This is a genomic window from Agrococcus sp. ARC_14 (assembly GCF_022436485.1).
GTDB lineage: Bacteria > Actinomycetota > Actinomycetes > Actinomycetales > Microbacteriaceae > Agrococcus.
Genome location: NZ_JAKUDO010000002.1, coordinates 280,075 through 293,732 on the forward strand (window position 1 = coordinate 280,075; position 13,658 = coordinate 293,732).

General features: G+C 73.8%; 14 protein-coding genes. 11 read left to right on the plus strand and 3 right to left on the minus strand.

Going from position 1 to position 13,658, the window contains the following annotated elements; all coding sequences use genetic code 11:
• Positions 1–9 precede the first annotated feature (9 nt).
• Positions 10–921: a LysR family transcriptional regulator gene (locus MKD51_RS14545; protein ID WP_240241203.1), complete on the minus strand. Its 912-nt coding sequence runs from the start codon at positions 919–921 to the stop codon at positions 10–12.
• Positions 922–991: 70 nt separating this feature from the next.
• Here MKD51_RS14545 and MKD51_RS14550 point away from each other — a divergent pair, with 70 nt between their 5' ends.
• The 3 genes from MKD51_RS14550 (at position 992) to MKD51_RS14560 (ending at position 3,045) form a co-directional block, all read left to right on the plus strand.
• The gene (locus tag MKD51_RS14550; protein ID WP_240241204.1) at positions 992–2,257 is read left to right on the plus strand and encodes an MFS transporter; all 1,266 of its coding nucleotides are present in this window, start codon (positions 992–994) and stop codon (positions 2,255–2,257) included.
• 114 nt (positions 2,258–2,371) lie between these two features.
• Positions 2,372–2,656: a hypothetical protein gene (locus MKD51_RS14555; RefSeq protein WP_240241205.1), complete on the plus strand. Its 285-nt coding sequence runs from the start codon at positions 2,372–2,374 to the stop codon at positions 2,654–2,656.
• A 125-nt stretch (positions 2,657–2,781) separates the two neighbouring features.
• The gene (locus tag MKD51_RS14560; RefSeq protein WP_240241206.1) at positions 2,782–3,045 is read left to right on the plus strand and encodes a hypothetical protein; all 264 of its coding nucleotides are present in this window, start codon (positions 2,782–2,784) and stop codon (positions 3,043–3,045) included.
• Positions 3,046–3,077: 32 nt separating this feature from the next.
• Here MKD51_RS14560 and MKD51_RS14565 read toward each other — a convergent pair whose 3' ends face one another.
• On the minus strand, positions 3,078–3,953 hold the full coding sequence (locus MKD51_RS14565) for an IclR family transcriptional regulator C-terminal domain-containing protein (RefSeq protein WP_240241207.1): 876 nt from the start codon (positions 3,951–3,953) through the stop codon (positions 3,078–3,080).
• On the opposite strand from MKD51_RS14565, the gene hutH reads away from it, so the two are divergent.
• From hutH to MKD51_RS14595, 6 genes are read left to right on the plus strand one after another with little or no spacing between them, the layout of a single operon-like run.
• Complete coding sequence (gene hutH / locus MKD51_RS14570) at positions 3,952–5,586, plus strand: histidine ammonia-lyase (protein ID WP_240241208.1); 1,635 nt, start codon at positions 3,952–3,954, stop codon at positions 5,584–5,586. The genes MKD51_RS14565 and hutH overlap by 2 nt on opposite strands.
• On the plus strand, positions 5,586–7,262 hold the full coding sequence (hutU, locus tag MKD51_RS14575) for a urocanate hydratase (protein WP_240241209.1): 1,677 nt from the start codon (positions 5,586–5,588) through the stop codon (positions 7,260–7,262). Before hutH ends, hutU begins: the two co-directional genes overlap by 1 nt.
• A complete protein-coding gene (gene hutI / locus MKD51_RS14580; RefSeq protein ID WP_240241210.1) occupies positions 7,262–8,506 on the plus strand; it encodes an imidazolonepropionase in 1,245 nt (414 codons plus the stop codon). Before hutU ends, hutI begins: the two co-directional genes overlap by 1 nt.
• Before the next feature lie 55 nt (positions 8,507–8,561).
• Entirely contained in the window at positions 8,562–9,707 is a 1,146-nt protein-coding gene (locus tag MKD51_RS14585; protein WP_240241211.1) for a type III polyketide synthase, read from the plus strand.
• A 7-nt stretch (positions 9,708–9,714) separates the two neighbouring features.
• A complete protein-coding gene (locus tag MKD51_RS14590) occupies positions 9,715–10,431 on the plus strand; it encodes a methyltransferase domain-containing protein (protein WP_346986732.1) in 717 nt (238 codons plus the stop codon).
• Positions 10,428–11,645, plus strand: coding sequence for an NAD(P)/FAD-dependent oxidoreductase (locus MKD51_RS14595; protein WP_240241213.1), 1,218 nt, complete (start codon positions 10,428–10,430; stop codon positions 11,643–11,645). Before MKD51_RS14590 ends, MKD51_RS14595 begins: the two co-directional genes overlap by 4 nt.
• Before the next feature lie 61 nt (positions 11,646–11,706).
• On the opposite strand, the gene MKD51_RS14600 is transcribed toward MKD51_RS14595, so the two are convergent.
• Entirely contained in the window at positions 11,707–12,642 is a 936-nt protein-coding gene (locus tag MKD51_RS14600) for an arginase family protein (RefSeq protein WP_240241214.1), read from the minus strand.
• A 138-nt stretch (positions 12,643–12,780) separates the two neighbouring features.
• On the opposite strand from MKD51_RS14600, the gene MKD51_RS14605 reads away from it, so the two are divergent.
• Both MKD51_RS14605 and rpsJ read left to right on the plus strand, forming a co-directional pair.
• Positions 12,781–12,987: an antitoxin gene (locus MKD51_RS14605; protein ID WP_240241215.1), complete on the plus strand. Its 207-nt coding sequence runs from the start codon at positions 12,781–12,783 to the stop codon at positions 12,985–12,987.
• Positions 12,988–13,349: 362 nt separating this feature from the next.
• Positions 13,350–13,658 (plus strand): 30S ribosomal protein S10, encoded by a 309-nt coding sequence (rpsJ, locus tag MKD51_RS14610; protein WP_021010896.1) that lies wholly within the window; start codon positions 13,350–13,352, stop codon positions 13,656–13,658.

Consider the following 13,658-nt stretch of genomic DNA (forward strand, 5'->3'; position numbering starts at 1 on the left):
GCTGCACCGCTACGAGAGCGCTGTCGCCCGGCGGGCAGCGGTGTCGACGAACGCGCGCAGCAGCTCCTGCACCGCAGGGTCACGGTCGTCTGCGACCATCGCTCCGATCTCGCGCCGTGCCAACGGATGTCGCACCGGGATCTCGCGGGCCCCGTCGTCGATGAAGGCGGGGCTCGGCGGCAGCACCGCGACGCCCAGGCCGGCGGCCGCCATGCCGCGGGCAGCGCGGTAGTCGCCGACGACCAGGGTGGGCTCGGGCACCGTGCCCTCCGCGGCGAAGAGCAGCTCGACGGCGTCGTGCACGCCGAAGCCCGGCGCCAGCATGATCTGCGGCCACGCGCGCAGCGCATCCACCGTCACCTCTCGCATCGCCGCAACCGGGTGGCTGGCGGCGACCACGGCGACGAGCGGCTCGGCATAGAGCATCGTCACGCTGCCGTGCCCGGCGGGCGGGCTCGCGACCAGGGCGATGTCGGCCGTGCCGTCGAGGATCGCGTCGATGCAGCGGGCGCGCGCTCCGTGCTGCAGCCGGAACGAGACCGTCGGCCAGCGCGAGCGGAACCGGCGGATGGCTTCGGGCACGAAGCTCTCGCCCAGCATCGTCTGGAACGCCAGCCCCAGCTCCGCGGCGTCGATCGAGCGCGCCCGCGAGGCAGTGGCGAGCGCGTCGCCGATCGCCTGCAGCGCCGTCTCGCCGGCGTCGGCGAGGCCCGCGCCCGCGGGTGTCAGCGCGACACCACGCCCCTCCCGGTGCACGATCGGTGCACCGACGATGCTCGCGATCCGCTGCAGCGCGCGGGTCGCCGTGGGCTGGGGGATGCCGAGCTCGTCGGCAGCACCGGTGACGCTGCCGGTGCGCCGCAGCGCGACGAGCACCGGCAGATCGCGGAGCAGGCGCGGGTCGCGCGGATCGGAAAGCATGTGCACAGCGTATGCGAGAGGGAACAGAGCGCATTTGTCATGCGCTGCATGCACGATCTACCGTCGGAGCGTGAGCGAGTCCGGCATCGACGTCCGCACCGCCGCGACGCCTGCGGTCATCACGCAGCGACGGCTCACGCTCGCACTGCTCGCCGCGGGGCTCGCGACCTTCAGCCAGCTCTATGCCATCCAGGGCGCGCTGCCGCAGCTGGCGCGCGAGCTGGGCGCGAGCCCGTCGGAGGCCGCGCTCACCATCTCGCTCGCGACCGGCGGTCTCGCCGCATCCGTCATCCCGTGGGCGTTCGCAGCCGATCGGATCGGCAAGATCCCCGCCATGCGGATCGCCGCGATCGGCTCGATCGTGCTGGCGCTCGCGGTCGTCGTCGCGCCGACCGTCGAGGTGCTGCTGGTCGCGCGCTTCCTCGGCGGCGCGGTGCTCGGTGCAGTGCCGGCGCTCAGCATCGCGGTCGCCTACGAGCGCATGGGCGGCCGCGCTGCCGCGGCGGTCGCGGCCGCCTACATCGCCGGCACCTCTGTCGGTGGCGCCGCCGGGCGGCTGGTGGTGGGACCCATCGCGCCGCTGCTCGGATGGCGCTGGGCGCTGCTGGTCGTCGCGGTGCTCGGTGCGGTCTCGGTGGCTGTCTTCCTGGTCGCGACGCGCGGCCGCGGCACGGTGCCTCCCGTGCCAGACGCGGGCAGCCGGCGGCGGCGGCTTGTCGCTGCCCTGCGCAGCCCCGGTCTGTGGCCGCTCTACGCGCAGGCCCTGCTGCTGGTGGCCGTGCAGGTCGGCGTCTACAACTACCTCGCCTTCCGCCTCGAGGCAGCGCCCTACGGCCTCGCCCCAGCGGTCGCCTCGCTCATCTTCGTCGCGTACGCGGCCGGCACCGTGGCCTCGCGCTGCTCGAGCTGGTTCGTGGCGCGCATCGGCGCGCGCTGGACCATGGTGGCCGGGCACGGTGCGCTGCTGGTGGGCCTCGTCATGCTCGCGCTGCAGCCGCTGCCGCTCGTGATCGCCGGGCTGGTGGTGGCGACGACGGGCTTCTTCGTCGCGCACGCCACAGCCGCCTCGCAGGTCGGCGCCCGTTCCGCGCCCGGTGTGCGCAGCCAGTCGGGTGCGCTCTACAACATCGGCTTCTACGTCGGCTCGGCGGTCGGGGGATGGGCCCTCGGGCTGCCGTTCGAGGCCGGCGGGTGGGCGCCATTCACGGTCGCGGCGCTGGGGCTCGTGATCGCGTCGCTCGTGCTCGCGCTCGCGGCGCGCGGCGAACCACGCGGGGCAGCGGATGCGGATGTCGATCCGGATGCGGTGGGTGAGCCGATCGTCGCTCCGGGCTGACGTGGCCGTCCCAGACGGCCGCTCCAGCGGTCGGGGGTAGCGGGCCACGCACGGTTCCGGTTGGGTGACTCGTGCGCGGACGCACCGGCGTCGGCGACGACATGGAGGTGTGAGATGGCTGGATTCGAACACGTTCCCGGCGCAGGCGAGCCCGACGAGCCGCAGGAGCCCCAGGTGCCGAGCGAGCCGACGGCGCCGGATGAGCCGACGGTGCCGGACGAGCCGCCGGTGCCGAGCGAGCCGGGTGAGCCGACGGAGCAGCCCCCGGGGTACCCCGGGTTCGACCCGACCGCGCCGGGCGCGCCCGAGCTGCCCGGTGCTCCGGAGGCACCGGGGGCTCCGCTGCCGCCGGAGACCCCGCGGTTCCCGCTGCAGGATGGCGGCGGCGCTCCGCGATAGCAGGAGCAGCGGCAGCCGCAGCCAGCCGCGGAGGCCGGCACCTCGCCCATTGCCGTCGGCGCCCGCACGTGGTGTGCTGGGCGCAGGCGGCGCACCGCCGCCGAGCGGTTCGGAGGTGCGAGATGGTGAGCCACGCGATGCCCGAGGGCGACCGTGATGACGACCGGCGTGACGACGACGGTCCCGATGTCGAGCTGCCCGACGACCGGGCGAGCTTCGGCGACGACGCGACGGGCAGGTCCTACGACGAGCTGGCCGATCGCGCGCAGGCCGTGATCGACAGGACGCACGAGATGGAGAAGCCAGAGCTCGAGCCCGACGACGCGTCGGTCGCGGCGCAGGCCGCGTCCGCGCATCCCGGCCCTGATGCCGACGAGCGGCCCGTCTGAGCGCCGATGCGCTGGGCGTTCAGCGGCTCCCGTCAGCCGCCTCCGAGCCGTCGCGTGAGCTCGGCGGCAGCCGCCGCGCACAGCGCGCCCAGCGCATCTCGATCGGTCTCGCCGACCGCCGTCTGCCGGAACGTCAGGCCGACTGCGGCCGCGGGGTAGCCGGCGGCATCCCTCGCCGCCGCGGCGACCGAGCCGTAGGTCGCATCCACCTCGCCGTCCTCGCGCGCCCAGCCGCGTCGCCGCACCCCGGCCAGCAGCGTCGTGAGCGCGGTGCGCGTCGCTGGCCGCTCACCGGCCAGGTCGCGGTCGTGGGGGATCAGCGCGCGCACCTGGTCGTCGCCGAGCGCGGCGAGCATCGCGCGCCCGGTCGCCGTGCGCACTGCCGGCAGCCGCACCCCGACGCGCGAGACGGTCGCGGGGGAGCGGCGTCCCTCGCCGCGACCGGCATACGCGACATCGCTGCCCGCCAGCACGGCCAGGTGGCTCGTGGCGGGCACGGCCGCCGTGCGCACGAGCCGGTCGAGGATCGGCTGCGCGAGCCGCTCGAGCCGCGTGGCGGCGGCGACCCGCGAGCCGATCTGCTGCACGCGGGCGCTCGGTCCCCAGGCGCCGAGCTCCGGATAGTGCACCAGGAACCCCTCGTCGCGCATCACCTGCAGCAGCTGGTAGGCGCTCGAGCGTGGCAGGTCGAGCGCGCGCGCGATGGTCGAGGCGCGCACCGGCCCCGCCTGCTCGGCCAGCAGCGACAGCACCCGCAGCGCGCTGCGCGCCGCCGGCATCCTGGGCACCACCACCGTGCACCTCCGGCGTCCGTGCGCGGTCGCGACGACCACGCTGTCTGAGATCTCAGACACCACTATGGCGCAGACGGATGCGTCGACACGGCCAGAGCGGTGGAATGGGGCCATGCCAGTGATCATCGGAGACGCCCCGCTCACCCGACACGACGTCGTGCAGGTCGCCCGCTTCGACGCACCCGTCGAGCTCAGCCCCGGAGCGCTCGCGCGCATCGACGAGGCACGCGCCGTGATCGACGGCCTCGCCGCCGACCCCAAGCCGCACTACGGCATCTCCACGGGCTTCGGCGCCCTCGCCAACACGGCGATCGCGCCCGAGGACCGCACGCGCCTGCAGCAGTCGCTCATCCGCTCGCACGCCGCCTCCAGCGGCGAGGCGGTCGAGCGTGAGGTCGTGCGCGGCCTCATGCTGCTGCGGCTGCAGACCCTCGCGACCGGCCGCACGGGCATCCGCCGCGCGACCGCAGAGCTCTACGCATCCATGCTCAACGCCGGCATCACGCCGGTGATCGGCGAGTACGGCTCGCTCGGTTGCTCCGGCGACCTCGCGCCGCTCTCGCACGTGGCGCTCGCCGCCATGGGCGAGGGCACCGTCCGGGTGGAGCGCCCAGGCGCGAAGCCCGGCACGGTCGAGTCGGTGACGATGGATGCGTCGACGGCGCTCACGGAGGCGGGTCTCGCGCCCGTGGTGCTGGCCGAGAAGGAGGGGCTCGCGCTCGTCAACGGCACCGACGGCATGCTCGCGATGCTGTGCCTGGCGCTCGCGGATCTCGACAAGCTGCTCGACACCGCCGACCTCACCGCCGCCATGAGCGTCGAGGGGCTGCTCGGCAGCGACGCGCCATTCGCCGCAGAGCTCATGGCGCTGCGCCCGCACCCCGGCCAGATCGCCAGCGCCGCGAACATCGCCGCGCTGCTCGCCGACAGTCCCATCGTCGCGAGCCACAAGGGGCCGGAGGACACCCGCGTGCAGGACGCCTACTCGCTGCGCTGCGCCCCGCAGGTGCACGGCACCGCGCGCGACACCGCCGCGCACGCGGCTCGGGTGGCAGAGATCGAGCTGGCGAGCGCCATCGACAACCCGGTCGTGCTGCCAGACGGCCGCGTGGTCTCGAACGGCAACTTCCACGGCGCCCCGATCGCGGCCGTGCTCGACTTCCTCGCCATCGTGATCGCCGATGTCGCGTCGATGAGCGAGCGCCGCAGCGACCGCTTCCTCGACCCGGCGCGCTCCTACGGCCTGCCGCCGTTCCTCGCCGGAGACCCCGGCGTCGACTCGGGCCTCATGATCGCCCAGTACACGCAGGCGGGCATCGTCTCGGAGCTCAAGCGCCTGGCGAGCCCCGCATCCGTCGACTCCATCCCGTCGAGCGCCATGCAGGAGGATCACGTCTCGATGGGCTGGGGCGCTGCGCGCAAGCTGCGGCGCTCTGTCGACGGGCTCGGCCGCGTGCTCGCGATCGAGCTGATGACCGCCGCACGCGGCATCGAGCTGCGCGACGAGCCCGCCGGGCCCCGCACCGGACGCGTCGTCGAGGCGCTCCGCGAGCGCGTGCCGGGCATCGGCCCCGACCGCTTCCTCGCCCGCGACATCGAGGCATCCGTCACGTTCACGGTCGGCGGCGGCGCGCTGTTCGCCGCCGAGCTGCTCGACCACGCCGAGGCATGGGTGCCCCGGCGGAATTACCGGTACACCGCTGAGACCGTGATGTTCTCGGCCCCGAACCCCCGAGGAGACCACTGATGGAAGGCGCCCGCACCGTCCGCGCACCCCGCGGCACGCAGCTGACCGCGAAGGGCTGGCAGCAGGAGGCCGCCCTGCGCATGCTCATGAACAACCTCGATCCCGAGGTCGCAGAGCATCCCGACGAGCTCGTCGTCTACGGCGGCACCGGCAAGGCCGCCCGCGACTGGCGCTCCTTCGACGCCATCGTGCGCGAGCTGACGCAGCTCGAGGATGACGAGACGCTGCTCGTGCAGTCGGGCAGGCCCGTCGGCGTCATGCGCACGAGCCCGTGGGCGCCGCGCGTGCTGATCGCCAACTCCAACCTGGTCGGCGACTGGGCGACGTGGCCCGAGTTCCGCCGCCTCGAGGCCGAAGGCCTCACGATGTACGGCCAGATGACGGCCGGCAGCTGGATCTACATCGGCACCCAGGGCATCCTGCAGGGCACCTTCGAGACCTTCGCAGCCGTCGCGGCGGCGCTCGGCCGCGAGAGCCTGACCGGCACCATCACGCTCACGGCCGGCCTCGGCGGCATGGGCGGCGCGCAGCCGCTGGCCGTCACCATGAACGACGGCGTCGCCATCTGCATCGAGGTCGACCGCTCGCGCATCCAGCGCCGCATCGAGCACCGCTACCTCGACGTCGAGGCGACGGATGTGACGGATGCGCTGGCGCGCGCCGTCGAGGCGAGGGACGCCGGGCGCGGCCTGAGCATCGGCCTGCACGCGAACGCCGCCGACGTGGTGCCGCAGCTGCTCGCGATGGGCGCACCGATCGACATCGTCACCGACCAGACCAGCGCCCACGATCCGCTCGCCTACCTGCCGAGCGGCGTCGCATTCGACGACTGGCACGCAGAGCGAGAGCGCGACCCGGAGGGCTTCACCGACCGCGCGCGGGCGTCGATGGCCGCCCACGTCGAGGCGATGGTCGGCTTCCAGTCGGCCGGCGCCGAGGTCTTCGACTACGGCAACTCGATCCGTGCCGAGGCGAAGCTCGGCGGCTTCGAGGACGCCTTCGCGTTCCCCGGCTTCGTGCCCGCATACATCCGCCCGCTCTTCTGCGAGGGCAAGGGCCCGTTCCGCTGGGCGGCGCTCTCTGGCGACCCGGAGGACATCCGCCGCACCGACGAGGCGATCCTCGAGCTCTTCCCCGACAACGCGCACCTGCACCGCTGGATCCGCATGGCACAGGAGCGCGTCGCCTTCCAGGGGCTGCCTGCCCGCATCTGCTGGCTGGGTGCCGGCGAGCGCCACCTCGCGGGCCTCAGGTTCAACGAGATGGTGGCCGACGGCACGCTCTCTGCGCCCATCGTGATCGGCCGTGACCACCTCGACAGCGGATCCGTCGCGAGCCCGTACCGCGAGACCGAGGCCATGAAGGACGGCTCCGACGCGATCGCCGACTGGCCGCTGCTCAACGCGCTCGTCAACACCGCATCCGGTGCCAGCTGGGTCTCGATCCACCACGGCGGCGGCGTCGGCATCGGCCGCTCCATCCACGCGGGCCAGGTGACGGTCGCCGACGGCACGCCGCTCGCCGCCGAGAAGCTCGCGCGGGTGCTCTCGAACGACCCCGAGATGGGCGTCATCCGCCACGTCGACGCCGGCTACGACGAGGCGATCGACTTCGCGGATGCCAACGACGTACCCATCCCCATGCGGCGCGACCAGGCAGCGACGCGGGAGGCCTGATGCCCGAGCAGCCGCGCTCGACGCTCATCACCGGCATCGGCGAGCTCACCACGAACGACGAGGGCCTCGGTCGGATGCGCGATGCCGCCCTGGTGGTGGAGGGCGACGCGATCACCTGGGTCGGCCGGGCATCCGACGCCCCGGCCGCCGATGCGCGCATCGACGTCGAGGGCCGCGCCGTGCTGCCGGGGTGGGTCGACAGCCACACCCATCTCGTGTTCGCGGGCGACCGCACTGCGGAGTTCGAGGCGCGCATGGCGGGGCAGGCCTATGCGGCCGGCGGCATCGGCGTGACCGTCGCGGCCACCCGTGCAGCGAGCGACGAGGCGCTCACCGCCAACCTCGACCGGCTGGCCGACGAGATGCTGCGCGGCGGCACGACCGCGTTCGAGACGAAGACCGGCTACGGGCTCACGGTCGCCGACGAGCTGCGCAGCGCCCGCATCGCCGCGACCCGCGCCGACGCTGTCACCTTCCTCGGCGCCCACCTGGTGCCGGAGGGCGAGGATGCGGATGCCTACGTCGACCTCGTGACCGGCGCGATGCTCGACGCGGTCGCGCCGCACGTCGACGCGGTCGATGTCTTCTGCGAGCGCGGCGCCTTCGACGAGGCCCAGTCGCGCCGCGTGCTCGAGGCGGCACGGGCGGCCGGCCTGGCGCTGCGCGTGCACGGCAACCAGCTGGGCCCCGGGCCCGGCGTGCGACTCGCGGTCGAGCTGGGCGCCGCGAGCGTCGACCACGTCGCCTTCCTCGACGACGACGAGGTGCGGATGCTCGCCGACACCTGGCAGGGCGGGTCGGGCGCGGCAGGCGGTCGCGGCACCGTCGCCACGGTGCTGCCCGCATGCGACCTCTCCACCCGCATGCCGCTCGCGCCCGCCAGGCGGCTGCTCGACGCCGGCGCGGTGGTGGCGATCGCCACCAACTGCAACCCCGGCACGAGCTACACGACCTCGATGGCGTTCTGCGTGGCGACCGCGGTGCTGCAGATGGGCCTCACGCTCGAGGAGGCGGTGCGCGCTGCGACGCTGGGCGGCGCGATCGCGCTGGGCCGCGACGAGGCCGGCACCGCCGGGGCAGGCGCCGCCCAGGCCGGCACCGCCCGCCTGCCGCTGGGCCGCATCCGCCCCGGGTCCCGCGCCGACCTGCAGGTGCTCGAGGCGCCCTCCATCACGCACCTCGCCTACCGCCCCGGCGTGCCGCTCGTGCACGCCGTGTGGCGCGCGGGGGAGAGGCTGGTCTGAAGCCCAGGATCGCGCCGCCGATGCGACGCACAGTGTCCCCCACTAGCCTCTCGCCATGACGGTGATGATGCGGGGCCTGAGCACGGCAGTGCCGACGACGGAGCTGGTGCAGTCCGATGTGGAGGAGGTCTTCGCTTCGCAGCCGGGGCTCACGAGGCTCGCGCAGCGCATCGTCAGCACCTCGTTCGGCGTCTCAGGCATCGAGCGCCGCTACACGGTGATCGACGAGCTGACCCTCGAGGGGCCGGCCGCCGAGGAGCCCGAGTTCTTCGATCGCACGTCTGGCCGGCTGCTCGACCCTGGCACGCGGCTGCGCAACGACCGCTACGAGACACACGCGAGCCGCCTCTACGTCGAGGCCGGTCGCGCCGCGCTCGACGCGGTCGACGGGATCACGGCCGCTGATGTGACGCACGTGATCACCGTCTCGTGCACCGGCTTCTACGCGCCTGGACCAGACTTCGTCCTCGCGCGCGACCTCGGGCTGCGGGCGGGCGTGCAGCGCTACCACCTCGGTTTCATGGGCTGCTACGCCTCGGTGCCCGCGCTGCGCCTGGCGCGGCAGCTGTGCGAGGCCGACGCCGAAGCCGTCGTGCTCGTGGTGAGCGTCGAACTCTGCACCTTGCACCTGCGCACCTCGAACGACCCCGACACGATCGTCGCGACCTCGTTGTTCGGCGACGGCGCCGGGGCTGCGCTGGTCAGCGCGCGGCCGCTGGACGAGGGCGAGCGCGCGTTCCAGCTCGATGCCTTCGCCACCCGCACGACCCCGCAGGGCGAGGGAGCCATGGCGTGGCGCATCGGCGACCACGGCTTCGAAATGGTGCTCTCGAACGCCGTGCCCTCGCTCATCGGCGAGCACGTGACCGGCGCGATCGCGCCGCTGCTGGAGTCTGAACCCGCGCTCGGCGCAGCGCTGGACGAGGAGCGCGCCGGCGAGGCGATCGAGCACTGGGCGATCCATCCGGGCGGGCGCAGCATCCTCGACAAGGTCGAGTCGACGCTGCGGCTGACCGAGGCGCAGCTCGTGCCCGCCCGCGAGACGCTGCGCGACTACGGCAACATGTCGAGCGCCACCGTGCTGTTCGTGCTCGAGCGCATCCTGCGCGACCCGGCGGCGGTCGACGGCGACCGGGTGGTGGCGATGGCCTTCGGGCCGGGGCTCACGGTCGAGTCGGCGCTGCTCACCGTCCGCGGCTGAGGCCGGCGTGCTGCTGGGTGGGCTCCTCGCGCGCGACCCCGAGGCGCACGAGACCATGGACGATCCGGACTGCGACCCGGTCATGCTGGCGCGCACGTTCGCGCGCTTCGCGCTCGTCAACGCGCTCGTCTCGTCACCCGGCGCGCTCTACCGCCACTGGATCCGCCCCCGTCTGCGGGCGGGCGAGGCGGTGCGGATGCTCGACGTGGGCACGGGCGGCGGCGACCTGCCGCGCCGGCTGCTCCGCTGGGCGTCGCGTGACGGCGGCGCACTGACGGCGGTCGCGATCGACCCGGACCCGCGGGCGATCGCGGCGGCGCTCGACGGGCCGTCGATGCCCGGCCTCGACCTCCGCCAGACCACCACGCGCGCGCTCGCCGTGTCGGGCGAGCGCTTCGACGTCGTGGTCTCCAACCACGTGCTGCACCACCTCTCGCCGCACGAGCTCGGCGCGATCCTGGCCGACTCCGAGCGGCTCGCAGCGCCCGGAGGCGTCGTGGTGCACGGCGACATCGCCCGCTCGCCGCTCGCGTATGCCGCCTTCGCGGCCGCCACGCTGCCCTTCGAGTCGACGCTGCTGCGCGACACCTTCATCCGCGCAGACGGCCTCGCCTCGATCCGCCGCAGTCACACGAGGGCTGAGCTCGCGCGGGCAGCGCCGCCCGGCTGGCGGGTGCAGCGCGGCTTCCCCGCGCGACTCGAGCTGGTGCGGGGCGCTCCATGACCTGGCGGCCCGGGTCCGCTCGGCCCGGGATCGAGCAGCACGACGTCGCGATCGTCGGCGCCGGCGCCGTGGGGCTGCTGCTGGCCTGCCTGCTCTCGCAGCGGGGCATCGATGTCGTCGTGCTCGAGCGCCGCAGCGAGCCCGGATCCGCGTCACGCGCGTTCGGCATCCATCCGCCCGGCCTCGCGGCCCTCGATGCCGCCGGCGTCGGCGAGACGGTGCGGGCCGAGGCGCTGGAGATCCGCTCCGGCGCAGCGCTCAGCGGCGGCCGTCGCATCGCGACGCTCGACCTGTCGGAGCGACCCGTCCACGCGCTGCCGCAGCACCGCACCGAGATGATCCTGCGCGAGCGGCTCGCGGCGCTGGCTCCTGCGGCGCTGCGCACGGGTGCCGAGGTCATCGGCCTGTGGCAGGACGCGGACGGCGTCGAGCTGACGCTCACGGGCGGCGGATGCGTCGGCGCGCGCTGGGCGGTCGGCGCCGACGGGGTGCGCAGTCGCGTGCGGCAGCTGCTGGGCATCGAGCTGCGGCAGCGACGCGGGGTCGCCGGCTATGCGATGGCCGACGTGGACGACGCGGATGCGGGCGCGGCCGCGCTGCTGCACCTCGAGCCGGGCGGCATCGTGGAGTCGTTCCCGCTGCCCGCGGGCCGGCGGCGCTGGGTCGTGCGGCTCGCCCAGCCGCAGGCGTCCGTCACGGCCGAGCAGCTCCAGCGCATCCTCGACGAGCGGCTCCGCGGGCCCAGCGGCAGCATGCGCAGCGCAGCCGTGCCCAGCGCCGAACTGCCCCACGCAGCCCCGCCCGGCGGCACCGTCCCGAGCGGCACCGTGCCCAGCGGCACCGTGCCGAGCGCCTTCCTCGCCCGGCAGCGGCTCGCCGCGCGCTTCGCGAGCGGCCGGGTCGCGCTCGCGGGCGACGCGGCGCATGAGCTCAGCCCCATCGGCGGGCAGGGCATGAGCCTCGGCTGGCTCGACGCGCTCGCGCTCGAGCGAGCGATCGCCGGTGCGCAGCCCGGTGCTGCGCCGTTCGCGACCTACGCGCGGGTGCGGCGGGCGGCCGCGGCGCGCGCCATGCGTCGAGCCGCCTGGAACATGGCGATGGGAGCACCCGCGAGCGAGTCGGTGCTCGCCGGGCGGTTGGCGCTCGTGCGCGCGCTCGCGCTGCCGCCCGCGCGCGCTGCGCTGGTGGCGGCGTTCACGATGCGCGGTCTCTGAGCGGCAGTGCCTGCGCGCTGCGCTGGCGGTGCCGTGCGCGATGCGCGGTCGGCGCCGCCCCTCAGACCGCGCGCAGCCGCGGGACGGGGCGCTCGCGACCCGCGAGCGCGGCGAGCGCCTCGAGCACGCCCAGCGCGACGAGCCGCACCGTGCGACCATCGGCCGTGTCGGCGGTGGCGTCGACCTCGGTGAAGTCGATCGAGCGCACGCGGTCGTCGGCCACGAGCGCGCGGATCAGCGAGCGCAGCTGCCAGGCGCTGATGCCGCCGGGCACCGATGCGGGGCAGCCGGGCGCGACGGAGCGGTCGCACACGTCGACGTCGACGTCGACGTGCACGGGCCCGCCTGCGGCGCCGGCGACCTGCAGCGCCTGGGCGGCGATCTCCTGCACGCCCTGCAGCTCGAGGTCGCCGCGCGAGAGCACCCGGATCCCGGCTGCCTCGGCGCGCTCGGCGTAGTGTCGCGAGTTCGCGAACTCCTGGATGCCGATCTGCGCCACGCGCGTGCCGGCGAGCCCGGCATCGAGCAGTCGCTGCACGGGGGAGCCGTTCGAGCGCCCGTCGCGCAGGTCGTGGTGGGCGTCGATCGTGATGAGACCGGCGGTCGCGATGCGCTCGCCCCAGCTGCCGAGCGCCGCGGGCACGGTCGCGGCGTTGTCGCCGCCGAGCACGATCGCGAGCCGCGCACGGCCAGCCGCGCGCGCGACGAGTGCGGTGGCGCCCTCCTCGTCGGCGTCCGGGTCGGATGCGTCACCGGCGTCGGCGATGCGGAGTGCCGCGAGCGGAGTGCTCCCCGAGGCATGTGGCGAATACCGGCGCAGCGCCTCGCGCACGGCACGGGGCGTGGCGTGCGCCTGCGTGGGGCTCAGCGAGGTCGTGTGCGTGCCGATGCCGACGAGCACGGCGTCGAGCTCGTCGCCGGCCTCGTCGAGCGGTGACCAGTCGCCGGCCCGCGGCCAGCTGGGGTCGTTGGGAAGCTGGGAGGTCGACGGAGCCATGCCGCGACGCTAGCAAGCCCGCGCGTCTGCCCATGCCGTCGACCCAGGCGGGGAATCTGCTGCTGGTGCTTCTCAGGAGCGTGTGGTTTCGTGTCGGCGAAGGCCGCGAGAAGCGCGGCTCTGACCGGAGGACTGCACATGGGCTTCGAAGATCTCGTCAACAAGGGCAAGGAAGCGCTGAACAGCGAGCAGGGCGAGCAGATCAGCGACCAGGCCATCCAGGGCGGCGGCGACGCGTTCGACAAGGTGACCGGTGGCAAGTTCGCCGAGCACACCGACGGCGTGCAGCAGCAGGCCGATGGCTTCGTCGGCCAGCAGGACCAGCAGGACCAGCAGCAGCAGTAGTCGCTGCAGGCGAGGGGCGGGGACGAGCGTCCTCGCCCCTCTCGCTTGCCCGGACTCCCGCGAGGCGACGCGGAAGTCCGCGCGACACGCCCGGGTTGCATGAACCTCTGCATCCGTGCGAGAATCGTCAGGTTGCAAACGCGACGGATTCTCGTCGCTCACTGCTCTGGCTGTGCACAGGTCGAACACGAACCTGGGCCGCGAGCAGCCCCCCAACAAGAACTTCGCCGAAGCAGAGCGTGGCATGTCCATGCTCGGCTGCGGTGCGCGCCCCTCGTGGGCATTGACAGAAGAACAGCGGTGCACTCGAGGGTGCGTTGCGAGCAGCCTGAACGGCTGCGTCGACAGGAAGAGAGTCAGCCATGGCGGGACAGAAGATCCGCATCCGACTGAAGTCGTACGACCACGAGGTCATCGACTCCTCGGCGCGCAAGATCGTCGACACCGTGACCCGTGCGGGCGCGACGGTGGTGGGCCCTGTGCCGCTGCCGACCGAGAAGAACGTGGTCGTGGTGATCCGTTCACCTCACAAGTACAAGGACAGCCGCGAGCACTTCGAGAAGCGCACGCACAAGCGACTCATCGACATCATCGACCCGACGCCGAAGGCAGTCGACTCGCTCATGCGCCTCGACCTGCCCGCTGACGTCAACATCGAGATCAAGCTTTAA